Here is a 25,482-nt window from a genome sequence, read left to right as displayed (position 1 = left end):
CCCTCTGCCTTTCTTGCTAAAAAAGAGGTTACCGGGTTTCGACTCCGCTCAACCCTCGTCTTCTCAGGGTTCGAGCATTGAGCGTACCCTTCGGGATCTTGCTACGCGTAGCGTCTCCCCTTGGGAGAAGTCGAAATGCGTCTTCTAAATAATTAGACTTCTTGCAGAAGTCGGGAAAAGGGGAAAGGTTTGGTATTTTCCCTTTCTCCTTTAACATGAGTCCCTTTTCCCAATGATAAGTCTGCAACCGTACACGATATGATTTTCTGAGCTTGCCTTTTGCCTTTTATTTACTTATCTTTAATCAAACTCGAAATTGCCATAAGTAATTCTTCTGGTGTCACGGGTTTAACGAGGTGCTGTTGAAAACCTGCTTGAAGTGCTTCTTGCCGATCGATTTCGGCTGCATAAGCAGTCAGAGCGATCGCTGGCATCTTTTCTGTTCCCGTTTGTGCCTCGAAAGCACGTATTTCTTTTACCAGCATATAGCCGTTCATTTCTGGCATTCCAATATCGCTGAGCAAGATATCTGGTTTTGATTGTCCTAAAGTCTCTAATGCTTCAGTTGCTGATGCAACTGCGATCGCCGTCGCTCCAAATTCTTCAAGTACAAAGGTGAAAAACTCGCGGCTGTCGTCATTGTCATCTACAATCAAGACTTGTATCCCCATCAATGGAAAGAAGGTAGAAACGGCAGTTGTAGAATCAGCATTGGTTTGATGGTTAATTGTTGCATTGTTCTTGAGTAGTGGTAATCTAACTGTGAAGGTAGCTCCCTGCTCCTCCCCAGGACTTTGAACCCAAATCGATCCGCCGTGCATTTCGATTAAGTGACGAGCGATCGCTAACCCTAATCCCAGTCCACCAAATTTTCTAGTTGTTGTATTGTCGCCTTGACAGAAATAGTCAAACACATGGGGCAAGAACTCTTGGCTAATTCCCTTTCCTGTATCGCTGACGGTAATTTGCGCGTGAGCGTCGATGCTCTCTAATTGCACATTTACTCGTCCGCCTGTGGCTGTGAATTTGACGGCATTGGATAATAAATTCCACACGACTTGCTGTAAGCGACCTGGATCGCCCAAAATGCCGACTGTCGGATCGAGCATCGTTTCAATGTGAATGGTTTTCGCCTCTGCTGCTAAACGCACCGTTTCCATTGCTGCTTCAATGGTGGATGCCAAATTCACTGACATCATTTTCAGGTTGAGTTTACCTTGGAGGATGCGAGAAACATCCAGCAAGTCTTCAATGAGTTGAGCTTGTAATTTAGCATTGCGCTCAATGGTTGAGAGTGCTTTTTGTAGGGCTGTTTCGCTAAATTTACGGCTCTGCAAGAGTTTTGCCCAACCGAGAATTGGATTTAAGGGCGATCGCAATTCATGGGAAAGCACTGCCAAAAACTCATCTTTGATGCGGTTGGCGGCTTCTGCTTCCGCACGCGCTAATTTTTCCCTCTCCAAAAGGCGATCGCGTTCTTCTTCGGTGCGTTTGCGATCGGTGATGTCGGTTAACATGGCGATCGCGCCTGAGAATTCATTCTCTTCATTAAAAATAGCTCTAGCAGAAATCAGCGTCCAAAGATACGAACCATCTTTGCAGCGCAATCGACCTTCTTTGAGATCGCTACCTTCAACATTGAGCCATTCCAATTTTTTTTGGGCAATATCATCACGCCGATCCATAAAATCAAATATGGAGCGACCGAGCATTTCTTCTGCTGTATAGCCTAACATTTGTGACATCCGCTGATTGACGAACTCTGTTCGCCCTTGGGCATCAATCGTCCAAATTCCCTCATAAGAGGTATCGACAATTCGGCGATACTTGGCTTCACTTTTTTGTAAAGACTCTTCTATGAGGTGGCGATCGCGGCGTTCTCTGGCTTCCCGCAATGCACGCCGCACAGAGGGAACTAACCGCCCCAAACGTTGCTTTAAAACATAATCTGTAGCCCCATTCTTCAAAGCTTCGATGGCTAACTCTTCACCCAATACCCCAGAAACAAAAATAAAAGGAATCTCTGGAAATTTGTTTCGACCAATTTCCAAGGCAGAAATCCCATCAAAAGCAGGCAAGGCATAATCGGCAAGAATTAAATCGAAAGTTTCTGTAGAAATAGCAGCCAAAAACTCAGCCGCAGTTTCGACTCTTATGACTTGGCAATCAATTCCTCCTTCGGCTAGCATCACTTCGGTAAGTTCTGCATCCAACAGACTATCTTCTAAAAGGAGAAAACGAAGGACACTCATCATTTGCTCTCCTGTTGACGATTTGGTACAGGAGGTAAAGCGCCAAGAGGTGGCTGATTAATCACCGCCCAAAACAATCCCATACTCTTAATGGCATCGGCAAACTCATGGTAATCTAGGGGTTTGACGACATATGCATTCACGCCTAATTTGTAGCATCGAACTAAATCCGGTTCCTCGCGGGAAGAAGTTAGTACCACCACCGGAATCACTTGCATTACTGGGTCAGATTTGAGTTGTGCTAGCACTTCTAGTCCATCGATTTTAGGTAATTTCAAATCGAGCAGTACCACAACAGGATGCCCTTCCATCCGCAACCGGAAAAGTCCCCGGCGATACAGATAATCTAGAGCTTCCTCTCCATCGCGCACTACCACCACTTCGTTTGCCAGATGGTTTTCTGACAAGGCAGCCAATATTAATTCTGCATCATTAGCACTGTCTTCAATCAGCAGAATTCTCTTGAGTTCTTTCATTCCGTCTCCTTCTTCGACAACTTTGGCAGTGAGAAATAGAAGGAGGCTCCCTTGTCAACTTCACCCTCTGCCCAAACTCGACCATTATGCCGATGAATAATCCGCTGTACGTTTGCTAATCCAACACCTGTGCCTTCAAATTGCGGGTCGCTGTGCAGGCGTTGAAATACTCCGAATAACTTATGGGCATATTGCATATTAAAGCCAACGCCGTTATCTTGCACAAAAAAGATTATTTCGTTTTCATTATCGCTACTGCCAATGCTGATTTCTGCCGTGCTGCGAGTGGTGGTATATTTAACGGCATTGCTCATCAGGTTGTAAAGCACCAGCCGCAGCATGGAAGGATCGCCCTGCACTTGGGGTAATGACTGGATGTGCCAATTAATGACGCGTCCTTGGACTTCTGCAAGCAAATCCCGTTTTATTTCTTGCACTAGTTCTTCAATATTTAGGGTGACATAACGCATCTCTGTGCGCCCCATACGGGAAAATGTCAGCAACTCATCAATTAGTACTCCTGCTTGTTTTGCGGTTTGGGCGACGATTCTCAAGTAGCGCTGGCTGGTTTCATCTAAGCTTTTGGAGCTAGGCTGCTTGTTAAGCAATTCTATAAATCCGGCGATGTGGCGGAATGGCGCTCGCAAGTCGTGAGAGACTGAATAGGAGAAGGATTCTAGTTCTTTGTTGGCAGCTTCTAACTGGGCCGTGCGCTCTTGAATGCGTTGCTCTAGGGTTTCGTTTAATTGTTGTAGTTGAGTTTCGGCAAGTTTGCGTAAGCGAAGCTCGTTGTAGACATCGCTAATATCACTAATCAACACCGCAAACCCTTCAACGGTTCCCTGTCGGTCGAATTGGGGAACGTAAATAGCATTAATGTAGCGTTTTCCGAGATTTTGATAAGGAATTTCCGTTTCAAAGCTAACCTGCACTCCTGTTAGTACTTGTTCCACATAGGGACGAATGATTTGATATGCAGATTCACCCAAGACTTCCCAAAGATGCTTTCCATAGACTTCTGCGGCCGGTTGTCCAAACCACTCTTCATAAGCTCGGTTGTTGAAGCGGTAGCACTGTTGCGAATCCACAAAGGCAATTAAAACTGGCAGTGTATCGGTAATTAAGCGCAGTTGTGTTTCTTGTCGCCACAGTACTTCTTCATTGAACTGTACGAAGCGATCGAATTTAGCCTCGCTTTCATGGAGAAACTTCAAGCTTTCTTCAGCTTTGCGTTGAGCTGTGCGGCGCGATTCATTGAGCGAGCTGATTAACACTGCTGCTAGTATGAACACAACTAAGGAAATTAAAATGTTCAAATTTGTAGTATTTGTTGAATAAAGCGGCTTCAATAACAACTTGTAGAGTGCCAAAGTAGACAAAACAGTTGCGAATAAGCCCGGCCCTAAGCCACCATACCAAGCACTCACCATAATCGCAGCAAAAAGCAGTGCCGCAGGCGTCGCGCTGATATATTTATTCAGCAGCAAGGTAGCTCCCAGTGCTAAGGAAACAGATAAGAAAGCAACACCATAGTTTAGGAAATAATCCCGAATCAGTGCGCCTTTTTTTCTTTTAGTAATAAAGATGTTTTCGGGTTGAGAAACCCTCATCTTATGAGTCATAACCGGATTCTGCTTCTGGAAAATACTGATTTAGCAGTCTTTTGCCGGGTTCACCCATCTGGCGTATCGTTTCTTCTATAATTTTTAGTGCTAACCGTGAAGGCACTGTATGGCCATTTTCCCAACGATTGACTGTTTTGAATGAGACTCCCAGTCTAACAGCAAACTGTTTTTGGGAAAGATTGAGTTGCTGCCGCAGTTCCCGAATTAAATCTAAAATTTCCAGTTGTTTTGTTACAGACATCTCCTTTTCCTATTCCTCCGGTATGACTAAAATAGGACACTTGTCCTATAAGATGTCTCTTACTTAGGGAATATTTTCGAGTTTGATGACTGTTGAGTAGACTTCTTGCATAAATCAAAAAAAAGAACCCCACCCCGCCTTTGACTTACGTCAAAGTCTCCCCTCCCCGCGAGCGGGGAGGGGCTGGGGGTGGGGTGTTAGGGGACTTTTGCAAGAGGTCTACTATTGACTGTTGACTCCAAGCAGCGGGATGTTGTTTATTTGGAAGATGGTCGCTTTTGCTGGGTGTTGATTTGGAAGGGCGGGGAAGATGCCCTTGGGAAATTCAAAATTCAAAATTCAAAATTCAAAATTATTAATCCCTGCGGATAAATGCTGGGGCTTGAATACTGAAGTGTATTCGTTTGAAAGGTCAGCGTTGAGGATCAAAGGCGCAATTTCGAGGATAAAAGGTGCAATTTCGAGTATAAAAGACGCAATTTCGAGTATAAAAGGTGCAATTTCGAGTATAAAAAGTGCAATTTCGAGTATAAAAGGTGCAATTTCGAGTATAAAAGGTGCAATTTCGAGGATAAAAGGTGCAATTTCGAGGATAAAAGGTGCAATTTCGAGTATAAAAGACGCAACGTTGAAGATAAAAGGTGCAATTTCGAGTATAAAAGGCGCAACGTTGAGGATAAAAGACGCAATTTCGAGGCTCAAAGGCGCAACGTTGGGGTTCAGAGGTTCAATATTGGGGTTTAAAGGTTCGCGTTTTAAGAAGATTTACTCTTTTAACGAACCGCCAAGGACGCCAAGGAAGCAAAGTAAGAGAATTATAGAGCGTTTTTGCTTTAATATGGTAAATTTTTGAAAAATTGAGATGTTGTGGATAAAAACTATATTATTTTGTGAAACTGGTAGAATGCGCCTAGATAACTAATTGATGCTCTGGTAATCCCAATTGAATAAATGATTGCGATAGATGGACTTAAACTAAAAAAGATGCACGAGGGATTGCCAATCTAAAATCGTATCAGCCTGATTGTCGCCAATTGGTCGGTGCTTCCATATAATCGGGTAGGCGAGTAGTGCGATCGCCAAGTGCTTTTTTAATCTGCTGCAACTCTAGGTTTTTTGCTCCCGTCAAAATTGTTCCTTCGAGTTTCACATCACTCAGGTTCGCCTGGAAAAAGTTAGCTCCCATGAGATTTGCCTGAGTTAGATTAGCTTGATAAAAAGTTGCCCTTTGGAGGTTGGCGCCGATGAGGTTTGCTTGATACAAATCTGCTTCGGTTAAACTGGCTTCGGAAAGATTGGCAAAATAAACTTCTGTTTGCTGGAGTTTGGCTGCATTCAAGTTAGCGCCAGAAAGATTAGCACCGTTCAAGTTAGCGCCAGAAAGGTTAGCGCCAATCAAACCAGTCATGTGCAGGTTAGCTTTACCGAGTTTTGCTCCTTGCAAGTTAGCTAAAAACAGCTTTGCTCCTGAGAGGTTGGCAATTTTTAAGGTTGCTTGTTGTAAGTTGGCTTTATACAGGTTTGTTCCTTGGAGATTTGTAGCACGCAGACTTGCTCCACTAAGGTTAGCCGACCGCAGATTTGCACCGCAGAGATTGGCGCGGTTGAGGTTAGCCCAACAAAGATCGGCACCACACAGGCTGGTTTTGAGCAATTTGGTTTCATAAAGAATAGAGCGAACCAGTCTAGCGCCGTTCAGGTCAGCTTCAGATAAATCTGCCCCCCGCAAATCAGCCCCACTCAAGTCTGCTCCTCGGAGGTCAGCTTGTTGCAGGTTTGCTCCTACTAAATCTGCTCGCCTAATGTCGGTATTGCGTAAATCAAGTTTCTGATCTTTTGGGTCTTCGAGTAAATTCCGTCTGGCGATAACAGTTAAAGCTGCTTGAATATCGGTGCGTATTTTTATTGTTTCGTCATGGAATTTTGGCTGCAATTGCTGTGTCGGACGCGACCCACCTTTGCGCCTACTGGAGTAGATTGCTGGTGAGTATTCTGACTTTGATTGCTCTGGTTTTACTTGCTCGATTGGTGTATTTTCTCGCACAAAGGCAGTGAGGATTTCCATGATTGTCCAGTGTTCTTTGGGGAAATCTTGAGCAACTCTTTCTAATGCGTAAATTGCGCCTGTGCGAGTTTCAATTTTTTCATGCCCCAGCTGGGAAATTGCTCCCATAAAGCGTTCTGCAATCAATCTGTCTTGATTGAGTTTTGCATTCTGAATGTCAATTTCTAAGTTTTTCTCAGCGGCGATCGCATTTTTCTGCAACGCTTGGGTACGCTTTGCTGCATAATAAGCATTAAACATTGCTGCGGATGCTAGAAAAACTATTGCAGTGGTTGTTAATGCTTGGTTTCTATACTGGATTTTCTCTTGAATTGACAATTCCTTAACACTGGACAACGCGAAGAAAATGACAGTCAATGAACCAGCAAATATAACTGTTATTGTTATCAACCAATTCAACAAAGTGTCTGTCTTTTTAGAAGACATGGTAAAAATTTTCCTTACAACCTAGAATTATTACTTAGTTATTTGGACAAAATAGTATAGCATTTAGCAAAAAAATTATAATATGGTCACAAGAGTCATTTAAGTTACGAATCACATCGGATATACTAGTAAATCACTGTCTAAATAAATCAGTTAAACTGTTACACTATCCCAATTAGGAATTACAAATTACTCAGAAAATTTAGCTTCCCTGAAATTTGCTCGATCGAGTGTGGCATCATCAAGAATTGCTCCACGTAGGTTAGCTAAATATAAGCTGGCACGGTGCAGGTTCGCCTTTTGGAGGTTCGCCCATTGCAGGTTGCTAGCGCTGAGGATTGCGCCTTTGAGGTTAGCTGAATATAAATTAGCTCGTTCTAAATTAGCTGCACTGAGGATCGCTCCCTCTAAGTTAGCTTCTTTTAGGTTAGCCCCAGCAAGATTAGCTTGATAAAGATTTATCTGTTCTAGGTTAGCTTGATTTAGGTTTGCTCCTCTGATGTCCGTATGGCTCAAATCAAGTTGCTCATTTTCTGGATCTTGGTTTACATCTCTTCGAGCGATAACGGTAAGAGCCGCTTGAATATCTCTACGAACTTTTGCTGGGGGGTTGCACAGATGTTGCTTTTGGGGCGTGTCAGAAGCGTTTTTGCGAATAAAACTAGCCAGAATGTCCATGATTATCCAGTGATACTGTGGATGATTATGGGCAATTTGCTCTAGATCGTTAATTATAACTATACTGCTTTCTATTGTGCGATCGCCTAACTGTGCAATTGCGATTTTTAAACGTTGTTTTGGGGAAGAATGCGGAACTTGCTTAATATGTTCCCGAAAATCATATATCTTAAGGAACATTTTTGATAACAGTTTTTCATTGGTTGGTAAAATATTTTTCATGACACCAAAGCTATTAGCGATCGCTGTAAACATAGAAAAATACTCAGAGGGTTTTCGACAATTTCCTTATTATGGATATTGTTTAATTCATAGCAATATTGGAATATGCTAGCGCAATCAGCAAAATTGGCAATAGACTTGCTACAGAAGTAGCGTCAAGAAGAAAGCGAACGAGAACAAAGCCTTCTCTTTAACTTTTTATCTTGACGCCTTCTTGCAAAACTATTTTTTTAAAAGGCATAATATAAGCGTTTAATAACTAGTTAGTAACATACATAATACCTACCGCGATCGCTCATTAGTTGTACTCAGGATTGTTTATTCTTCACTAGCAATTAGCCCTCATCATGACAATTTTGATCGATCCGTAATCAGTGATACATGACATACCTCGCGAAAACGAAAAGCTTTGCACTACAACCGTATTGCTTTATACTGATTCTTATTAGAAAATAACAATTGCAAAAGTAGTTTTCGGAGAGCGATCGCATGACTCTAACTATCTCAAATGTATTTGATGCTAATTTTTATCGTGCCGCCAATAGTGATTTATCTAGTTTCAATGATGCTCAAGCTTTGTCTCACTTCCAAACCTATGGTATCAATGAAGGTCGTTTATTCTCACCACTGATTAATTTGAATTTCTATCGATCTAGTAATCCTGACCTGGCCAACTTTAACAACAGCCAACTGTTAAATCATTTAGAAAATTATGGGATAGCTGAGGGACGTAATTTTTCTCCGATTGTTAGTCTTGGCTACTATCGCACTAACAACACTGACCTCAGCAGCTTTAACAATGAGCAATTATTTAATCATTTGAAAAACTATGGAATTTCAGAAGGGCGTTACTTTTCTTCAATTTTTTATCTGTTCTCATATAAAAACTTTAACTCTGACCTCGCTTCTTTGAATAACTCTCAACTCCTAAATCATTTTCAAATAAATGGTATAAACGAAGGGCGTAAGTTCATACCCTATTTTGAATTTGACTACTATCGGGCTAACAATAAAGACTTGGCTAGTTTGAGTAACAGGCAGTTATTAGACCATTTTGAAGTCTATGGAATTAATGAAGGGCGTAAATCTTCATCTTCTTTTGATGCTGGGTATTATAAAGCTAATAATCCTGATTTAAATTTTTTAAAAGGCGTTAGCTTAGTGGAACATTTTGATTTTTATGGTTTTGGTGAAGGACGCAAGGGCACTAATGACTACGGCGGAAACACATTAAATACTGCTAGCAAACTTGCCATAAATCCAAATTTTATTCAACAACTTGAAAACGTTGGTTCCTCTGATACCAATGACTACTATCGGTTTGATTTAAATAAATCTAGCACTGTTAATATATCAGACTATAGCGTTTTTAACAGTGTACTTGAGCAAATACTTGATAGTAACGGTAATGTTCTAGCTTCTAGAAATACCGCTGTATTTAAGCCTGGTACTGGTATTGTAGGAAATACGATTGAAAAGTTTAATTTGTCTCCGGGTACTTACTACATACGCTTCCAACCGCAAGCAGGGAATACTAATTACTCTTTCTTGATTTCTGCTACGCCGAACAATAATTAATACAGCAAATTGCAAGTCGGTGAGGTACAGATCGTAGTAGGGGCTTTACAGCTGTAAAGCCCCTACCCGTTTACTGCCTCCTGCCTTCTTCAATGCAGTTGTTCAATTAGCTCTATAATTTGTTGATGATACTGGATATTTCCTTCTTGATAATACAAGTCTGCGGATTTTTGAAAATCAGCGATCGCTTGTTGCAAATTACCCAAATTTCGGTAGACATCTGCTCGCAGGATGTAAGCTGAAGCCCAATGAGGTTGACGTTGTAGGGCTTCGTTTAAGTCTGCTAAGGCTAAGTTGAAGTCTTCTAAAAGAGAATAGCTACGCCCCCGATTGTACCAATCTTCAGCAAAGTTAGGGTCGATGGCAATTGCTTGAGTGTAATCTTTTATCGCACCATAATAGTCTTCTATGGCGTAGCGAGCGTTAGCCCGATCGCTGTAAAATGCAGCAGATTGAGGATTGATTTGCAATGCTTGGGTGTAATCTGCGATCGCACTTTCATATTTTTCTAAAGCATAGTTGGTAGAAGCTCGGTTGTAATAAGCTTCGACTAAATCGAGATTGATTTCTAAAGCTTTGTCATAATCTGCAATGGCTCCATGTTCATCCCCTAAAAGACGGCGAGCATTGCCCCGATTGCAGTAAGCTTGGGAAAAGTCAGGCATCAATTCTATGGCTATTGTGTTATCATCAATTGCTCCTTGGAAATCTTGCAAAGCTTCACGGGCGATACCCCGGCCATAATAAGCCGCCGCTAAGTTATCATTAATCTGCAATGCCCTGTCGTAATCTTTTATTGCTCCTTTATGATCTCCAATAGAACGACGAGCTGCGGCGCGATCGCAATATCCCTCCGCTAAATTAGGATTGAGTTGTAACAACCGATTACTATCTTCAATCGCACTTTGATAATTTCCCAATCGGCAAAGCGCATTCGCCCGGAAGCCGTATACTAAAGCTAGTGTCGGATTTTCTTGCAATGCTCGGTCATAATCTGCAATTGCCCCTTCGTAGTCTTCAAGGGTGCTACGCACCAGACCCCTTTCGCAATAAGCTTGCACATCATCAGGATTGAGTTTCAGCGCTCGATCGAAATCTTTAATTGCGGCTTGATAATTTTCTAGGCGAGAGAGAACCAAACCGCGATTGTAATATGCGCTGGCAAACTTGGGGTTAATTTTTAAGGCGCGGTTGTAATCTGCGATCGCACTTTCATAATCTGCTAAAGCGTAGTAAGCATTACCTCGGTTATGATAAGCCTCTGCCAAGTTAGGATCTAATTTTAATGCTCGATGATGATCGGCGATCGCTTCATGGTAATTTCCTAAAAGGTGGTGAATATTACCGCGATTGCTGTAAGCTGCGGCAAAATCCGGATACCACTGTAAAGCTTCTTGAAAATCTGCGATCGCTCCTTGAGAATCGCCGCGATCGAAACGAGCTACACCGCGATTATGATACGCATTGGCAATATCAATATTGATGTTATCAGCTAATTGGGTGCTGAGTTCTATGGTTTGGATATAATCGGCGATCGCTTTGTCGTAATCTGCCAAGGCAAAGTAGGCATTTCCGCGACTGTGGTAGGATTGGGCGAGATTCAAGTCGATGGCTAATGCTTGATTATGGTCAGCGATGGCTTTTTCATAATCTCCTAAAAAGTAGTATGCATTGCCGCGGTGATAGTAGGCTGTGGCAAAATTGGGGTTGATTTCGATGGCGCGATTAAAATTGGCGATCGCACTGTGATAATCTGTGACACTACTTGAAATAATTCCTCGATTATGGTAGGCTTCGGCGTAATCGGGATTGAGTTTGATGGCTTGGGTGTAAGCTGTAATGGCTGCTTGATACTTCCCTTCTAAATTATTGTTGAATCCTTGGTTGAAAAAATCTTCAGCATTCATATAAATAATTTTTTTGACTTATGATAGCCCCTAGCTTTCAAGTATGGGCATTTTTGATGAAATGCTTTGAAAAGCATTTTAAGTACTATTGTGCCTAGTGTTGGAATTTTTGGTTGCAAAAGGGCGATTGGGTTTCATTTACAGCAGTTTTCATTATCAAACAGCAATATTGGCGTCAGTCATCAGAATACAGGAAAGGTATTTTGTACGACTGGCGCATAGAGGCGCGATTCGCCGTGTCCACGAGCCTCAAGATTGCTGAATTCTGAATTCTTCTTCAACAGAATTTTAATAAATTGACTAGTATTTTTGTAGGGATTATCATAATATAAACCCGGTTAACCAGCAATGAGTAATCCCACGCCAGTGCAATCAGAAGGATTCAAAGAACAGCAATTCAAAGGCTATACAGAGGAGTTAGCTGAGCCTTTAGCTAAGAAGGTAACAGGTGTGAAGTTGCCACAAAGTATTCATGATGCACTGCACGCACTTCCACAAGAAGAGAGAGTAAAATATTTGCGACGACTTATTTGCGAGGCAGTTAAGCGAGATTTGATTGGCAACAAAGCCTAAAAGGCAAGCACTACGGCGTTTTTTATTTGTTTCAATCCCGTTGCCAGGTTTCATTTAATTAAAAGAAGATTGATTGTTGAATGTCTGCACTAGTTCCGTCAGCATTCGTTTTATATGATGCAAATTCTTTACTGCACTATAGTAGGTTATTGCTTCATTAAAGAATGCGATCGCGCAGTGACTTTTCCAGAGCATCATAATTTTATAGTATTAAAATAATTATTACTCTTGCGATAAATCTGGCTAATTACTTATTGTTTGAATCCAGAGATTTCTAAAAGAGAAATAACTAAATATTCTTAATAAAAATTTAATTTCTGCAATTAGCAAGTTGGTAAAGATATCGAATACTCTCTTCTATTTTTTTTAAGTACCTTTATCAGGAGGACTTTAACCATTAATTACACGTTTTTGTAAGTTTGCTCGGAATAATAGAGAATTTATTTGTGCATGAAATAATTAAGTGTGTGCTTAAATCATTAATCAATGTTCGAGAAGCACACACTTTTCTTCCGTGCAGAAAATCAGCTTATTGATTGTTAGCAATAATCTCTTCAAGCTCTTCAGTACTAATATTCACAGCCTGAGTATAATTTTCATCCCAACAAGCTGCATAGTTGCTACCCGAAGCTGTACAAAGCTGAACATTATAAGCACGCACTTCACATTCCCTACGTCCGATTCTCAATTCAGAATTATCGGGATCGGCATCTTGCAAATTCATAATGCTATTACAAATTTGAAGAGTTGTAAGCGTTTCTGGAGCGAAAACTTGAGCATTACTTTTAAGTGAAAAGCTGAAAACAGTAAGTGGAACAATAAATAAACTTGCTACCAATTTTCTAGAGATTTTTTTCATTTTCTTGCACCTTTGTTGACTGTAACAGGCTTCCATTTTATTTACTGACGCGCTACTGTATCCCATTTGACATATGACTGTTCATCTCCATTATCGAAGGAGTACCACACCCCACCTGGTTGGTTGTAATAGTAGAGTGTATAAAAGCCTGATATTTGCTTGTTTGACTGATTATAATAACAGGCAGTGTATGTCCCCCAATTGGTGCTGACGGTTGCCCGAAAAGCTCCACAATTAGGATCGAAGCCTTCAGGGGAAATCGTCACCTGTGTATTAGTCAGTCCAATCTGCGCCAGCATTATGCTGTTGTTCTGGACTTTCTCACCAAATGAAGCAGATACACTGCTCATGCCCATCGCTAAACCCGTAGAAAGCATAGATACAAAACCAAAAGCAATACACTTGCGATTTATCATTTGAAAAACCTCAAAAAAAGTTGTTTTATTCGTAATAAAGTAATTTTGAAACGACTAAATTACTTGATAATCCATATTTGCTTTGGTGTTTTTGCTTATTAATCGTTCCTGATAGTTTCTAGATTAAACTTATTAAAAAAATAAGTCATTCAACTTATTGCTCATATAACTGCATATTTCAGCCAAGCAGATTGCAGTTTTCTGCAATCAAAGATGTGCAGAAGATTTTTGTAATGAATGCTTGCTAAGAAAAAGTTACAAATCTCTTGTATAGATAGCGATATACTAAATCATAAAATTAATGATTGTCATCACAGTTTATGGTTTTGCGATCGCCACAGCGTCAAGTTATTATTGTCCAACCATCCCTACTGAAAATGACGCAATCTTTTAATCAAACTACTGCGATATTTTTACCAAATGTATAGATAATCAAGCCTCACTACCATCGGATCGCATTTTTGCGATCGGCTAGTCACGCAATGTAGCAATGGCATTGAAGAGTGTGGGGAGATGGGGAGACACGGGGACGCGGAGAATAACCAATGACGCCACTTGCTTCTCCTGTCGGAGACGCTGCGCGAACAAGCCGGCATCGCCGCCGCGGCTCCCCAATGCCCCATGTCCCATACCTTGCTAATTCACTACCTGACTACCATGACTGCGGGGGTCATCTTGACTGGGCGTTGGTGCTACTGGGGCTGAGAATTTGGAAACTTGTCCGCTAGCTTGACCGTAGGGAAGAAACGAGCCAGTAACTAAAGCTTCTAAGTTGCTAGCCATGATTGTCCGGGGTTGATCGCCGATCGCCTGGGCGATGGTTTCTCCACCCGGCTTCAAAAACACAAAGTGCGGAATCCCATCCACGCGATATTTCAGCATTTCTGGCAACCACTTAGTATTATCGACATTCAACATCACGAAATTCAGCTTGTCAGCATATTCTGTTTCTAGTTGAGCGATATCTGGTGCCATTTTTTGGCAGACTGTACACCAATCAGCATAAAACTCCACTAAAGATGGTTTACCGTTGGTCATTGCTACTTCTAGCGGTGTGGACGCTTCACTTAATTTGGACAGGGAAGCCGAAGTTGTTTCAGTTCGCAATCCTAAGACAAAGGCAACGCTAAGGGCGATCGCGACGATCGCAACTAAGAAGTTTCTCAAACGCTTCCCTAAGCTAGATTCAGGCTTTTCGGGAGAATTAACTGGCGAACCCGTACTCATAACAGAATTATTAAAACTTATTAAGTAGTCTCTTTCAGTTTAGCTGACTCGAACCGCTTTCAATAAACACCGCAAGTGGTTACTGATGCGATTAATCTTGTCTGTACGCGAGTAAAATTTTGATGATATCAAAGTTAGTTAGAATAATTAAAAGCAGCAATACCTACTTTAGTCATAGATCTGGAAGGGCAAATCTCTATGGTTTCAGCCACTAGTAATATAGGTAGCCTGAGCTTTGAAACATTTGTTGCGAACTATTTGGATAAGGTACGCTACGAATTAATTGATGGAGAACTAATTGACTTGGAACCCACTGGACTCCACGAGCAGGTAGCTGGGTTAATTAATCGTAAGCTCAATGTAGCGATCGATCTGCTTAACTTGCCTTGGTTCATTCCCATGAAATGCCTAATTCAACCATTAGGTCAAAATTCAGCCTTTAGATCTGATATTGTAATTGTCGATCGACAGGCTTTAGGAAATGAACCATTATGGAAAACTGCACCAGTGATTACATTAGGTAAATCCGTCAAATTGGTAGTAGAGGTAGTCAGTACCAATTGGCAGAATGACTATGCTCGTAAAGTGGAAGACTACGAAGCTATGGGCATTCCAGAATATTGGATTGCAGATTATCTAGGGCTGGGAGGGAAACGCTACATTGGCTCATCCAAAGAACCTGCAATTACGATTTATCAGTTAATTGATGGAATTTACCAAGTACAGCAGTTTAGGAGAACAGAATACCTGCTCTCCCAAACATTTCCTAACTTGAGTTTGACAGCAGAAGAAATATTTACCGCAGGTCGGTCAAGTTAGGAACTGGGCAAAACTTTTGTAACTTACAAAATCGCTCCAGTTTCTTTCAAATAAACCCGTGTAAATGGTTCGTCTTGACCCAAAGTGTAATCCTCAATTAACCCTTTGCGACGAATAGAAATGTCGTTGCCTTTTCTAACCACCACAGTAGAACTATCAAAAACATCCCGCGCCAACATCATCTCAGTTTCGGTGGGATTATCCAAAACTACGATATTACTGCGGTGGTAAAACATACCCTCTTGCTCTAATACCTCTTCCCCATACTCAGCAATCAACAAATCAAGTTTGGGATGACGCAGCAAAGTTTGAACGTTACTGTTGTAAGTTGGGCTTAATACTTTTTTCGAGCGATTCACAAAAACTGCGTCGCGACAAACAGCACCGATTGTCCAGTCGGGATGTTGTAAAAGGATATGGTCAATTGTTGTTTGCAGTTCTTCAACGGAGATTTTATTAAAGGTAATAATCGGTATCCTCGCATCTGTACCAGACTCAAAAAACGTTTCTAAAATATGAGAAGGTACATCAACGCTATCACCTTCAGAAGGTTTCAAATGCATTAAAATTCCTGGTGCAGCGTTAATTTCCAAGATAGCGAAGTTACTCGATTTCCAAGATTCTGCAAGACTTTTGGTAATGACATCAATACCCAAACAAGTCAGCTGAAAGTGTTGGGCAATATCTTGGGCGAGGATAATATTGTCAGCATGAACTGTATGCGTTGCATTGATGCTCATACCCCCGGCGGAAAGATTGGCTACTTTACGTAGGTAGACGGTGCGCCCTTTTTCAATTACGCTGTCCAATGACAAACGCTGTTCGTCTAGATAGAGTTCCATCGCATCGTCCACCAGAATTTTACTCATGGGGGAGGTGGGTGAATCTAAACGTGCGGGTTTGCGGTTTTCTTGACGAATTAATTCTGCGATGGTTAGGTAGCCATCACCAACAACCGATGCGGGACGGCGTTCTGTGGCGGCGACGAATTTACCATCGACACACAACAAACGAAAATCCGATCCTGAAATGCTTTTCTCTACTATGATTCTGGGTAGCTGGTCTTCAGGAATCGCTGCTAATGCCCGACTATAAGCAGATTCCAGTTCTTTAGAGTCTTGCACGTCAGCCGTAACGCCAATTCCTTTATGACCTACCACTGGCTTAACTGCTACTGGGTAGCCAATTTGTCTAGCTGCTGCGAAAGCTTCTTTTTCGGAAAAGACGATTTCGCCTTCAGGTACTGGAAAACCCAGAGTTTTCAAAAATGCTTTACAGTCATCTTTGCGGGTAGTAAATTCCGAATCTAGATGGCTATCGCGGTTAAATGTTGTTGCTACTCCCCGGACATGTTTTTTTCCCAAACCGTATTGCGTCAATCCTTCTTCCCACAAATAAAATGCGGGAATGCCTTTTTCATTGGCTGTTCGCAATAGGGCGTAAACTGTAGGGCCGCCATAAACAGATGCGCGAAACCTAGTTTGCAGCCTTACTAGCTGATCTTCAAAGTCGAAGTCCGTGTCTTGGGTAATGGCTTCAAACCAATCCCAAACAAAGTAAACTACTTCTCTAGTTGTGCGTTCGTGTAGAGATTCGATACTAATTCGCGTGGATTTTGCATATGGTTTGACACTCCAGTGACTGAGGTGCAAATCCATGTCCAATTTTCCAACTTGTGAAGCCACTTGGGCAAATAGATGGGCATAGGATTCGTAGCTTTGGTCGCCAAGATGGGGATAGCGATCGCCAATTCTCGAAATATAATCCTCAATAGGCAAAGGCTCTTTCAACTCAACTAGAGCAAAATCAAATACTAGTGCCCCTCTATCTAAATAAGGGTTAGCTCCAATGTAATGCTTGAAGTTGAAAATATCGAATACATCCGTTCTTCTAGCATTAATGCGGACTAAATCGCTGCTTTTTTGTTGAACCATTGATTATGAACCTTTGGCTAAACACCCTGAAATTGAGATGCTGAGTTCGATTACTCAGACTTATTGATTGTTAGAATTCATGAGTCAGAATACTTACATATATCATCGCTCTGCTTCCTCCTGAATACTGAATTCTAACGATTGATTCACTTAATTTTGGGGAGTTATAACTTTGACATAGCAATTTGCAATTACCACTTTGCAATGAGCTACGTCCCGCTACGTTAACGCAGTGTTTCTATTCAGTGTCGGCTTTAAACACACAATTTATCCAATTATTCAATTGAATAGATGCGTATTTTAATTGCAAATTGTGAATTGCGAATTGACACAGAACCTACCCTAACCAGATTACGAAGCATCTTCAACTATCTCAAGGCATAATTTAATTTTCATTCATCCGAAAAATAAAATCGCATTCAATTCATCCTGATGAATAACCAAATATACGACCTTTGAAAGGTGCAATACCTTAGCAATTATTTGTATAAATCTATATACAGTATCAACCAATACGGTATTGAGGAAACAGCAAAGTATGAATGGCACACAAGCTGCTCTAAGAGATGAAGTTAGGCTACTGGCTGAAGAAGCTTTTCACCGGAGGCTAATTTCTGGGCATGGAGATGGGCCAGACATCAAAGAGTATCAAATTGTCTATCAAGGCAAACCCAGACATCTCCCACTAGAACAAGCACGTTTTTTCTTGAGTAATTTGCTTTACAGAAGCGGGATTCGTTAAATCATTCATCAGGAAGTTTTGGATTTTGGATTTAAAATACGGATAAATTTAATTCTGCATTCCGATAGGGGATAAATTTTTTTAGTTAAGGGCGAATTTGTTCGCACAATTAAAAAATAATTCTCTTGCTAGAATTAAGATCAACTCAATTTTCCTTAAAAGTCTGCGATCGCCAACTCCAACACCATCAATTATGCCTCTAGAAAATATATCTAGAGGCTACAACTTGTTTATGCAACAATACAGTTCAGCTAGTGTTTTAAGATCCCCCCAACCCCCATTAAAAAGGGGCTAAGAAAATCTGTTTACCCCCTTAAAAAAGGGGTCGCCGCAGGCGGGGGGATCTGAACTGTATTGGTTTATGTAATTTAAAAAATCGTTTGGTCTAATTGCGATCGTTAATTTTCATACTAGTTTTTTCAAGTAATCTTCCAAAAGGGAGATATTATAGATTTAATTGTCATGGTTTATTGAAATTTATCTAAATCAAATCAGGGGGCATTATGGTAGAAAGTAACTCTAAAAGACAATTAGTAATTATTGGCGGAGCTGAAGACAAAGAGGGAGATTCCCAAATTTTGCGGGAATTTGTACGCCGCGCTGGAGGTACAAAAGCTAACATTGTGATTATGACAGCGGCGACAGAACTACCGAGAGAAGTGGGAGAAAATTATATTAGAGTGTTTGAGCGATTAGGAGCCGAGAATGTCCGCATCGTTGACACAGAAACTCGCGATGATGCGTCTTCATCTACGGCATTGAAAGCTATTAGTAATGCAAGTGGGATATTCTTTACCGGAGGAGATCAAGCTCGCATCACCAGCATCCTCAAGGATACTGACATCGATGCGGCGATTCACAAACGCTATGCTGAAGGTGCCGTGATTGCAGGTACGAGCGCCGGAGCTGCGGTAATGCCAGATAAAATGATTGTTGAAGGTGATTCGCAAACCAACCCGCGGATCGAAACTGTGGAAATGGGCCCCGGTATGGGATTTCTTCCAGGAGTGGTAATCGATCAGCATTTTTCTCAGCGGGGAAGATTGGGACGCTTAATCTCAGCTTTGGTACTAGAGCCGGCTGTTTTGGGATTCGGTATTGATGAGAATACCGCGATGGTTGTCACAGATACTCAAATTGAAGTGATTGGTGAAGGTGCTGTCACAATTGTCGATGAATCAGAAGCTACATATAACAATGTGAGCGAAATTTTGAAGGATGAGCCGCTGGCGATTTGTGGAGCCAAGCTACATATTTTGCCACATGGCTTCAAATTTGACCTCAAAACCCGCCAGCCTATCCTCAGCAATGGCTCTGTGGCAAATGTCTCTGTAGGAGTTGGTTAATTACCTGTGCGTTAGTCCTGTGGAAAAAAATCGGCGATCGCTAGTTGCTATTTCTTATATGTTAAGAATTAGTTAATAAACTTTTAATTCAGCAAAATGCAGTCATTATAAAATACTGGGAAAATACGAAAAATTTCCCAGTTTTTTAGTATCTTAGTTCAGTTAGTAACTTGACGATGAAAGCCATAATATTAGCTGCTGGTGTTGGACAACGCTTGGGTAAAGATGGGCAAAACCAACCCAAATGCTTACTGAAATTTAACGGCAAATCTTTATTAGAGCGCCATTTGAATTATCTTCGTCATTATCAAATAGACGAAGTAGTAATTGCCGTGGGTTACCAGGCAGAAAAAATTCAGGATGAAATCAAAGCATTGGGAGCCGAAAACTGGGTTACTACAGTTTACAATCCTGACTATACCAAAGGTAGTGTTATCAGCTTGTGGGCTTTACGCCAACATCTTGCCGCTGCCGATAATTTATTGTTAATGGATGCAGATGTTTTGTACGATCGCCACATCATCGAACGATTAGTAAAAACAAATATTTCCAATTGCTTCTTATTGGATCGAGATTTTGAAGTGGGGGATGAACCAGTGAAACTTTGCGTGAAAGACAATTATATAGTGGAGTTTCGCAAACAAGTTGCTTGGAACTTAGCTTATGATTTTGCCGGGGAGTCAGTGGGATTCTTTCGTTTTGAAAATGCGATCGCTAGCCGTCTCGCCAGCCGCACAGAAGAATATGTTGCTGGCGGACTGCACGACCAACCTTATGAAGAAGTAATTCGGGATCTGTTATTAGAAACCCCACAAGTATTTGGTTACGAAGACATCACTGGTTTACCTTGGATTGAAATCGATTTTCCAGAAGATATTCAACGTGCCAAAAACGAAATTTTACCTAAAATTGAAATGGCACAATAAATAAATTTTGTCAAAATAATTCAGAATTAATAAGTAAAATAGGTTTGATTCATAGCTATCAGACCGAGCTAAACACACAAGATTAATCTTTTGCAAGATAGAACAAATCTTTAGCACTCATTGTTAATGCTGACTGTTCATCTAATTTGTAAAACCCAAGCTGAACCTAACCCCCTTACCTAGTAGGAAAAGGGGTAAATTTAAAGCCTAATAGAGTTCAGATAAGACCCCAACACTTGTAGAGACGGCGATTTATGAGCCAGCGCGTTGCGGGGGTTCCCCCCGTTGTAGCGACTGGCGTCGCGTCTCAAAAACCATACAAATTGAAAAATAGTTGCGTTGCACCAAATGGATATTCAAAAAACATATTCCCTACCTCTTTCACAATCCAAAATCGAAAATTCAAAATCTAAAATGTTATTAAATAAGTCTTCTCAACTGCGGGAATTATTGGAATCGCCTCAACTCGAATTCATCATGGAAGCTCACAATGGAATTAGCGCCCGCATTGTGGAAGAGGCTGGATTTAAAGGAATTTGGGCGAGTGGATTAGCTCTTTCGGCTCAATATGGCGTTCGGGACAATAACGAAGCCAGTTGGACTCAAGTTGTAGAAATGCTAGAGTTCATGTCTGATGTTACCAACATCCCCATTTTGTTAGATGGCGATACGGGTTATGGCAACTTTAATAATATGCGTCGCTTGGTTAGGAAATTAGAACAGCGAGGTATTGCTGGAGTTTGTATTGAAGATAAACTTTTTCCTAAAACTAATAGCTTTATTAATGGTAGTCGCCAAGCCTTGGCTGATATTGATGAATTCTGCGGCAAAATTAAAGCAGGCAAAGATAGTCAAACACATCCTGATTTCTGCATTATCGCTCGACTCGAAGCTTTAATTGCCGGTTGGGATCTCTCAGAAGCATTGCGGCGAGCGGAAGCTTACCATGCAGCGGGAGCAGACGCTATCCTGGTTCACAGCAAATCATCCCGTCCCGACCAAGTGCTAGCCTTTGCCAAAGAATGGGCCGGACGCTCTCCATTAGTAATTATACCGACTAAATATTACAGCACCGCTACCGATGTATTTCGCAAAGCTGAAGTTAATTTAGTCATTTGGGCAAACCACATGATTCGAGCTGCTGTTGCTAGTATGCAAGCGATCGCCCGCGAAGTTCAAGCCAGCGAAACTTTAATCAACATTGAAGATGATATTGCACCAGTAAAAGAAATTTTCCGCTTACAGGGAGCTGATGAACTTCTAGAAGCCGAAAAACGCTACTTTAGTAACGGACGCCATCATACTCAAGCGATCGTTTTAGCTGCTAGCAGAGGACAAGAATTAGCAGGATTGACTTTAGATAAACCAAAAGTCATGTTACCTCTTGGAGGTAAACCCCTACTCAGACTTTTAGTAGATAAATTCAAAAAACTTGCCATCAACGATATTACAGTTGTCGCAGGTTACAAAGCAGAAACTATCAACGTTACGGGGACAAAAGTAATTCGTAATCCAGATTATGAAACAACTGGAGAATTAGCATCCTTAGCCTGCGCTCAAGCCAGCTTTGCTGACGAAATGCTCGTACTTTATGGCGATTTATTATTTAGAAGCTATATCTTGCGAGATTTATTAGAATGTCCTGGAGAAATTGTGGCTGTGGTTGATTCTGTCATCAACTCTAAATCGGTTAGCGGTTCCCCTGACTATGCTTATTGTTCGGTTGCAGATGACCTTTCCATCTTCGGACAAGACGTTAACCTTTTGCACATCTCGAAAGCAACCCAAACTCAATTAGGAAATTCCTGCGGACGCTGGATTGGAATGTTGCGCTTACGAAGTCAAGGTAGACAATGGGTAAGTCAAGCACTCAATGAATTGCAAACGCGGCCGGAATTTAATAGTTTGGGTTTGCCAGAATTGTGCAATTATTTAATCGAGCAAGGCAAACCGATTAAGGTGCTTTATATTCGCGGTAACTGGTTAGATGTTAATTCTTTAGATGACCTAGATTTGGCGTTTCAATTGAAACAATAAGGAATGGGGAGGTGGGGAGATGGGGAGGTGGGGAGGTGGGGAGGTGGGGAGGTGGGGAGATTGGGAGGTGGGGAAAAATTCAGTTATTTGTCGATCGTAATGAGTATATACAAATTAGTAAATTTATTAATTTTTCTTAGGAGGAATGACCCATGTAGAAGAGTGAGCGATTAGATTTACTAGTTTACCTAGAATCTGGTTGTAAGTTTGGTAAAGTTCTAGCGCTACTTCACGATCTAAATATCCACATTTAACAGCAAACTCAATCCAGGTTTGAGTTTCCGCAGCTTCTGTTTCTGAGTCGCTTAACTTGGCTACAAATGCTGCCTCATAACGACGCTTACGCCATGCCTCAGCGAGATTTGCACAAACAGAACGTGAGGATCGACGAATTTGATCGGTTAGAGAATATCGTTCTTCAACTGGAAACTTTTTAGACAATTCAAAAATCTGCATTGCAGCCTCAAATGCCATCTTGTACACTTCTAAATCTCTATGATTCTTAATCAACTCTATCCCCATATTTCTTATTACATCTGTGCAAGTACAAAAATACTATCTTAATTTTCTTTACTCTTTAGCCGTAAAAACCCTTAATTATAAGTAGCAATAATAGCAAAAAATATAATTATAGGGTAAACGATGGCAATAACACCCCATCCCCCCACCTCCCCACCTCCCCATCCCCCCACATCCCCATCCCCCCACCTCCCCACATTACTTATGATTGAAGCAAAGGAATTCATAGAAACTGCTCGTAATTTTGGTTTTGATTGGTATACTGGCGTACCCTGTTCTTTTTTGACGCCGTTTATTAACTACGTGATTAACGACGCTCAACTGACTTATATTTCCGCAGCTAATGAGGGAGATGCTGTGGCGATCGCCTCTGGAGCTACAATTGCAGGTAAACATGCAGTGGTGATGATGCAAAACTCTGGTTTGGGGAATGCAGTTAATCCGCTAACTTCCTTGAATTATATTTTTCGCATTCCAGTACTAGTTATTTGTACCCTAAGAGGCGATCGCAATTTGCAAGATGAACCGCAACATGAATTAATGGGGCAAATCACAGATAAATTACTGGAAACTATGACTGTACCTTGGGAATTTTTCCCCACAGATGCAGCAGAAATAGAACCAGCCTTGCAAAGAGCCACAGCCTACATGCAACAAGAGCGTCGTCCCTATGCTCTAATTATGCGTAAGGGAACAATTGCCCCCCATGCACTCACTCGTTCTTCTATCCCCAAACGCGAAGATAACAATTACGCTCATATTCAGCAAAGCTTTTTTCGCGGTAACCAAGAACAACGGATTTCCCGCAACCAAGCTTTAGCCCGAATTGTGGAACTCGTTAACCCCGAAAATACTGTAATAATTGCCACTACCGGATACACGGGGCGGGAACTCTTCGCCAGTAAAGACAGTGCAAATCACCTTTATATGGTCGGGTCGATGGGTTGCGCTTCCTCAATGGGATTGGGACTTTCCTTAGCACGTCCAGATCTCAAGGTTGTAGTGATTGATGGCGATGGTGCAGCATTAATGCGAATGGGTAATTTTGCGACTATCGGCACTTATGGCGGTGCTAATTTAATCCATATTCTCTTAGATAATGAAGTCCACGATTCCACAGGCGCACAAGCTACCGTCTCTTTTGGTATCTCCTTTGCCAAAATTGCCGAAGCCTGCGGTTACGGCGTCACATTAGCCGGAGACGACCCCAGTCTTTTAGATGCTTTATTTACCGCAGATACGAAAACTAGACCAAAATTCGCCCATCTCAAAATCCGTCCCGGAACCCTAGAGAAGTTACCTCGACCCAACCTCACCCCAGAAGCAGTTTTGCAACGCTTCATGAAATATATTGAAGGAGACGCGGGGACGCGGGGAATACCAATGACAAATGACAAATGACTAATGACTAATAACAAAATGATTTTACTAAATCCCGGCCCTGTTAATTTGAGCGATCGCGTGAGAAATGCCCTGTTAAATCCCGATTTATGTCATCGGGAAGTAGAATTTTCCGAGTTGCAAAGCAGAATCCGCGAACAGTTACTTCAAGTTTACGATCTTGCAGACGTAGGCGTAGCCCACCGTAGGCATCGCTGGGCAGCAGTCCTACTCACCGGTTCTGGTACAGCAGCGATGGAAGCTATGGTCAGCAGTTTAGTCCCAAGAAATGGGAAATTGCTGGTAATTGAAAATGGGGTGTATGGCGAAAGAATATCTAAAATTGCCAAAATTCATGACATTAATTACATCACACTTTCCCATCCTTGGGATGCAGAAATAGATATCAAAGGTTTAATTAAACTGTTAGATGAAAACGCCGATATCACCCACCTCGCTGTTGTCCACCACGAAACTACTACTGGTCGCCTCAACAATTTGGTAGAAATTGCTGCAATTTGTCAGCAACGCCGCATTCAAATATTAGTAGATGCAGTCAGCAGCTTTGGTGCGGAGGAATTGAATTTTGAAGATTGGGGAATCACTGCTTGTGCTGCAACAGCCAATAAATGTCTGCATGGTGTCCCTGGAATATCTTTCGTTATTTTGCGGCGAGATGCATTGCCGTCATCAGATACAATCCCTCGCACCTTATATTTAGATTTAGCAACCTATTGCCAGCAACAAGATAAAGGCGGTACACCTTTTACTCAATCAGTACAGACATTTTATGCTTTAGCAGAAGCCTTGCAAGAAATGGCAGAAGCAGGAGGATGGCGTGCTAGACACAGCTATTACAGCCAACTTGCAAACTTAGTTAGAGACGGCTTAGTGTCAATGGGAATTAAACCTTTACTTCCTGAAGGAAGTTCATCTGTAGTTTTGAATGCTTATTATTTGCCAGATAATTTCAGTTATGAAGAATTTCACGACCAACTTAAAGCACAAGATTATGTAATTTATTCTGGACAAGGAAATTTAGCCCAATCTATCTTTCGAGTATCGACAATGGGAGCTATTACTCAGGCTGACATGGAACGATTTGTTGCTGTTGTTAAACAACTTATTTCAAAAAAACAGTAATTAAACCTGTCCTGCGGCTTGACAAGGATTTTTTCGTTAAATTTATGTCTTAATCACAATTGTAGTATCTGTATGGAACCTCAGCTCAAAT

At 41.4% G+C, this 25,482-nt stretch carries 23 protein-coding genes; 11 read left to right on the top strand and 12 right to left on the bottom strand.

Going from position 1 to position 25,482, the window contains the following annotated elements; genetic code table 11:
• Window positions 1–290: 290 nt before the first annotated feature.
• From NSTC745_RS32485 to NSTC745_RS32470, 4 genes are read right to left on the bottom strand one after another with little or no spacing between them, the layout of a single operon-like run.
• Complete coding sequence (locus NSTC745_RS32485; RefSeq protein WP_445634703.1) at window positions 291–2,255, bottom strand: response regulator; 1,965 nt, start codon at window positions 2,253–2,255, stop codon at window positions 291–293.
• Window positions 2,252–2,728 (bottom strand): response regulator, encoded by a 477-nt coding sequence (locus tag NSTC745_RS32480; protein ID WP_445634702.1) that lies wholly within the window; start codon window positions 2,726–2,728, stop codon window positions 2,252–2,254. Before NSTC745_RS32480 ends, NSTC745_RS32485 begins: the two co-directional genes overlap by 4 nt.
• Entirely contained in the window at window positions 2,725–4,350 is a 1,626-nt protein-coding gene (locus NSTC745_RS32475; protein ID WP_445634701.1) for an ATP-binding protein, read from the bottom strand. The genes NSTC745_RS32480 and NSTC745_RS32475 overlap by 4 nt, the downstream gene beginning before the upstream one ends.
• The gene (locus NSTC745_RS32470; protein WP_096537916.1) at window positions 4,340–4,594 is read right to left on the bottom strand and encodes a helix-turn-helix domain-containing protein; all 255 of its coding nucleotides are present in this window, start codon (window positions 4,592–4,594) and stop codon (window positions 4,340–4,342) included. Before NSTC745_RS32470 ends, NSTC745_RS32475 begins: the two co-directional genes overlap by 11 nt.
• 316 nt (window positions 4,595–4,910) lie before the next feature.
• Here NSTC745_RS32470 and NSTC745_RS32465 point away from each other — a divergent pair, with 316 nt between their 5' ends.
• Window positions 4,911–5,447 carry a hypothetical protein gene (locus NSTC745_RS32465; RefSeq protein ID WP_445634700.1) on the top strand — a complete coding sequence of 179 codons (537 nt, stop codon included), beginning with the start codon at window positions 4,911–4,913 and terminating at the stop codon, window positions 5,445–5,447.
• A 162-nt stretch (window positions 5,448–5,609) separates the two neighbouring features.
• On the opposite strand, the gene NSTC745_RS32460 is transcribed toward NSTC745_RS32465, so the two are convergent.
• Together NSTC745_RS32460 and NSTC745_RS32455 are read right to left on the bottom strand one after the other, a co-directional pair.
• Window positions 5,610–7,085 (bottom strand): pentapeptide repeat-containing protein, encoded by a 1,476-nt coding sequence (locus tag NSTC745_RS32460; RefSeq protein ID WP_445634699.1) that lies wholly within the window; start codon window positions 7,083–7,085, stop codon window positions 5,610–5,612.
• 189 nt (window positions 7,086–7,274) lie between these two features.
• Entirely contained in the window at window positions 7,275–8,018 is a 744-nt protein-coding gene (locus tag NSTC745_RS32455; protein WP_445634698.1) for a pentapeptide repeat-containing protein, read from the bottom strand.
• 456 nt (window positions 8,019–8,474) lie between these two features.
• Between NSTC745_RS32455 and NSTC745_RS32450 the strand changes: the two genes are divergently transcribed.
• A complete protein-coding gene (locus tag NSTC745_RS32450) occupies window positions 8,475–9,563 on the top strand; it encodes a hypothetical protein (RefSeq protein WP_445634697.1) in 1,089 nt (362 codons plus the stop codon).
• 89 nt (window positions 9,564–9,652) lie between these two features.
• Here the strand turns inward: NSTC745_RS32450 and NSTC745_RS32445 are convergent, their stop codons facing one another.
• Window positions 9,653–11,470 (bottom strand): tetratricopeptide repeat protein, encoded by a 1,818-nt coding sequence (locus NSTC745_RS32445; protein WP_445634696.1) that lies wholly within the window; start codon window positions 11,468–11,470, stop codon window positions 9,653–9,655.
• Window positions 11,471–11,818: 348 nt separating this feature from the next.
• Here NSTC745_RS32445 and NSTC745_RS32440 point away from each other — a divergent pair, with 348 nt between their 5' ends.
• Entirely contained in the window at window positions 11,819–12,043 is a 225-nt protein-coding gene (locus NSTC745_RS32440; RefSeq protein WP_445634695.1) for a hypothetical protein, read from the top strand.
• 529 nt (window positions 12,044–12,572) lie between these two features.
• Here the strand turns inward: NSTC745_RS32440 and NSTC745_RS32435 are convergent.
• Window positions 12,573–12,902 (bottom strand): hypothetical protein, encoded by a 330-nt coding sequence (locus tag NSTC745_RS32435; RefSeq protein ID WP_445634694.1) that lies wholly within the window; start codon window positions 12,900–12,902, stop codon window positions 12,573–12,575.
• A 41-nt stretch (window positions 12,903–12,943) separates the two neighbouring features.
• Window positions 12,944–13,318, bottom strand: a complete 375-nt coding sequence (locus tag NSTC745_RS32430) for a hypothetical protein (RefSeq protein ID WP_445634693.1) — start codon at window positions 13,316–13,318, stop codon at window positions 12,944–12,946.
• A 305-nt stretch (window positions 13,319–13,623) separates the two neighbouring features.
• Here NSTC745_RS32430 and NSTC745_RS32425 point away from each other — a divergent pair, with 305 nt between their 5' ends.
• Window positions 13,624–13,746 (top strand): hypothetical protein, encoded by a 123-nt coding sequence (locus NSTC745_RS32425; protein WP_445634692.1) that lies wholly within the window; start codon window positions 13,624–13,626, stop codon window positions 13,744–13,746.
• A 208-nt stretch (window positions 13,747–13,954) separates the two neighbouring features.
• On the opposite strand, the gene NSTC745_RS32420 is transcribed toward NSTC745_RS32425, so the two are convergent.
• Complete coding sequence (locus NSTC745_RS32420) at window positions 13,955–14,545, bottom strand: thioredoxin family protein (RefSeq protein WP_445634691.1); 591 nt, start codon at window positions 14,543–14,545, stop codon at window positions 13,955–13,957.
• 198 nt (window positions 14,546–14,743) lie between these two features.
• Between NSTC745_RS32420 and NSTC745_RS32415 the strand changes: the two genes are divergently transcribed.
• The gene (locus tag NSTC745_RS32415) at window positions 14,744–15,364 is read left to right on the top strand and encodes a Uma2 family endonuclease (protein ID WP_445634690.1); all 621 of its coding nucleotides are present in this window, start codon (window positions 14,744–14,746) and stop codon (window positions 15,362–15,364) included.
• A 23-nt stretch (window positions 15,365–15,387) separates the two neighbouring features.
• Here the strand turns inward: NSTC745_RS32415 and NSTC745_RS32410 are convergent, their stop codons facing one another.
• The gene (locus tag NSTC745_RS32410; RefSeq protein WP_445634689.1) at window positions 15,388–17,298 is read right to left on the bottom strand and encodes an acetate--CoA ligase family protein; all 1,911 of its coding nucleotides are present in this window, start codon (window positions 17,296–17,298) and stop codon (window positions 15,388–15,390) included.
• A 538-nt stretch (window positions 17,299–17,836) separates the two neighbouring features.
• Between NSTC745_RS32410 and NSTC745_RS32405 the strand changes: the two genes are divergently transcribed.
• The 4 genes from NSTC745_RS32405 (at window position 17,837) to aepX (ending at window position 22,349) form a co-directional block, all read left to right on the top strand.
• A complete protein-coding gene (locus tag NSTC745_RS32405) occupies window positions 17,837–18,040 on the top strand; it encodes a hypothetical protein (RefSeq protein WP_096537839.1) in 204 nt (67 codons plus the stop codon).
• A 503-nt stretch (window positions 18,041–18,543) separates the two neighbouring features.
• Window positions 18,544–19,386 carry a cyanophycinase gene (locus NSTC745_RS32400; RefSeq protein WP_445634688.1) on the top strand — a complete coding sequence of 281 codons (843 nt, stop codon included), beginning with the start codon at window positions 18,544–18,546 and terminating at the stop codon, window positions 19,384–19,386.
• Window positions 19,387–19,562: 176 nt separating this feature from the next.
• Window positions 19,563–20,312 (top strand): phosphocholine cytidylyltransferase family protein, encoded by a 750-nt coding sequence (locus tag NSTC745_RS32395; protein WP_445634687.1) that lies wholly within the window; start codon window positions 19,563–19,565, stop codon window positions 20,310–20,312.
• A 414-nt stretch (window positions 20,313–20,726) separates the two neighbouring features.
• Window positions 20,727–22,349: a phosphoenolpyruvate mutase gene (gene aepX / locus NSTC745_RS32390; protein WP_445634686.1), complete on the top strand. Its 1,623-nt coding sequence runs from the start codon at window positions 20,727–20,729 to the stop codon at window positions 22,347–22,349.
• Window positions 22,350–22,475: 126 nt separating this feature from the next.
• Here aepX and NSTC745_RS32385 read toward each other — a convergent pair whose 3' ends face one another.
• A complete protein-coding gene (locus NSTC745_RS32385; RefSeq protein ID WP_445634685.1) occupies window positions 22,476–22,871 on the bottom strand; it encodes a four helix bundle protein in 396 nt (131 codons plus the stop codon).
• Window positions 22,872–22,991: 120 nt separating this feature from the next.
• Between NSTC745_RS32385 and aepY the strand changes: the two genes are divergently transcribed.
• Window positions 22,992–24,269 (top strand): phosphonopyruvate decarboxylase, encoded by a 1,278-nt coding sequence (gene aepY / locus NSTC745_RS32380; RefSeq protein WP_445634684.1) that lies wholly within the window; start codon window positions 22,992–22,994, stop codon window positions 24,267–24,269.
• A gap of 3 nt (window positions 24,270–24,272) precedes the next feature.
• A complete protein-coding gene (locus NSTC745_RS32375) occupies window positions 24,273–25,391 on the top strand; it encodes a 2-aminoethylphosphonate aminotransferase (protein ID WP_445634683.1) in 1,119 nt (372 codons plus the stop codon).
• Window positions 25,392–25,482: the final 91 nt, after the last annotated feature.

The sequence above is a fragment of the Nostoc sp. DSM 114161 genome, assembly GCF_052692665.1.
Note: the sequence above shows the minus strand (reverse complement) of the source record. Positions and strands in the feature narration are given on the sequence as shown.

Bases quoted from the DNA above. Each gene is read 5' to 3' on its own strand.
- NSTC745_RS32435 (WP_445634694.1), bottom strand. From the start codon at position 12,902: ATGAAAAAAATCTCTAGAAAATTGGTAGCAAGTTTATTTATTGTTCCA.
- NSTC745_RS32470 (WP_096537916.1), bottom strand. From the start codon at position 4,594: ATGTCTGTAACAAAACAACTGGAAATTTTAGATTTAATTCGGGAACTG.
- NSTC745_RS32385 (WP_445634685.1), bottom strand. From the start codon at position 22,871: ATGGGGATAGAGTTGATTAAGAATCATAGAGATTTAGAAGTGTACAAG.
- NSTC745_RS32455 (WP_445634698.1), bottom strand. From the start codon at position 8,018: ATGTTTACAGCGATCGCTAATAGCTTTGGTGTCATGAAAAATATTTTA.
- NSTC745_RS32405 (WP_096537839.1), top strand. From the start codon at position 17,837: ATGAATGGCACACAAGCTGCTCTAAGAGATGAAGTTAGGCTACTGGCT.
- NSTC745_RS32480 (WP_445634702.1), bottom strand. From the start codon at position 2,728: ATGAAAGAACTCAAGAGAATTCTGCTGATTGAAGACAGTGCTAATGAT.
- NSTC745_RS32475 (WP_445634701.1), bottom strand. From the start codon at position 4,350: ATGACTCATAAGATGAGGGTTTCTCAACCCGAAAACATCTTTATTACT.
- NSTC745_RS32395 (WP_445634687.1), top strand. From the start codon at position 19,563: ATGAAAGCCATAATATTAGCTGCTGGTGTTGGACAACGCTTGGGTAAA.
- NSTC745_RS32400 (WP_445634688.1), top strand. From the start codon at position 18,544: ATGGTAGAAAGTAACTCTAAAAGACAATTAGTAATTATTGGCGGAGCT.
- aepX (WP_445634686.1), top strand. From the start codon at position 20,727: ATGTTATTAAATAAGTCTTCTCAACTGCGGGAATTATTGGAATCGCCT.
- NSTC745_RS32420 (WP_445634691.1), bottom strand. From the start codon at position 14,545: ATGAGTACGGGTTCGCCAGTTAATTCTCCCGAAAAGCCTGAATCTAGC.
- NSTC745_RS32485 (WP_445634703.1), bottom strand. From the start codon at position 2,255: ATGATGAGTGTCCTTCGTTTTCTCCTTTTAGAAGATAGTCTGTTGGAT.
- NSTC745_RS32460 (WP_445634699.1), bottom strand. From the start codon at position 7,085: ATGTCTTCTAAAAAGACAGACACTTTGTTGAATTGGTTGATAACAATA.
- aepY (WP_445634684.1), top strand. From the start codon at position 22,992: ATGGCAATAACACCCCATCCCCCCACCTCCCCACCTCCCCATCCCCCC.
- NSTC745_RS32440 (WP_445634695.1), top strand. From the start codon at position 11,819: ATGAGTAATCCCACGCCAGTGCAATCAGAAGGATTCAAAGAACAGCAA.
- NSTC745_RS32375 (WP_445634683.1), top strand. From the start codon at position 24,273: ATGACTAATAACAAAATGATTTTACTAAATCCCGGCCCTGTTAATTTG.
- NSTC745_RS32445 (WP_445634696.1), bottom strand. From the start codon at position 11,470: ATGAATGCTGAAGATTTTTTCAACCAAGGATTCAACAATAATTTAGAA.
- NSTC745_RS32410 (WP_445634689.1), bottom strand. From the start codon at position 17,298: ATGGTTCAACAAAAAAGCAGCGATTTAGTCCGCATTAATGCTAGAAGA.
- NSTC745_RS32430 (WP_445634693.1), bottom strand. From the start codon at position 13,318: ATGATAAATCGCAAGTGTATTGCTTTTGGTTTTGTATCTATGCTTTCT.
- NSTC745_RS32450 (WP_445634697.1), top strand. From the start codon at position 8,475: ATGACTCTAACTATCTCAAATGTATTTGATGCTAATTTTTATCGTGCC.
- NSTC745_RS32415 (WP_445634690.1), top strand. From the start codon at position 14,744: ATGGTTTCAGCCACTAGTAATATAGGTAGCCTGAGCTTTGAAACATTT.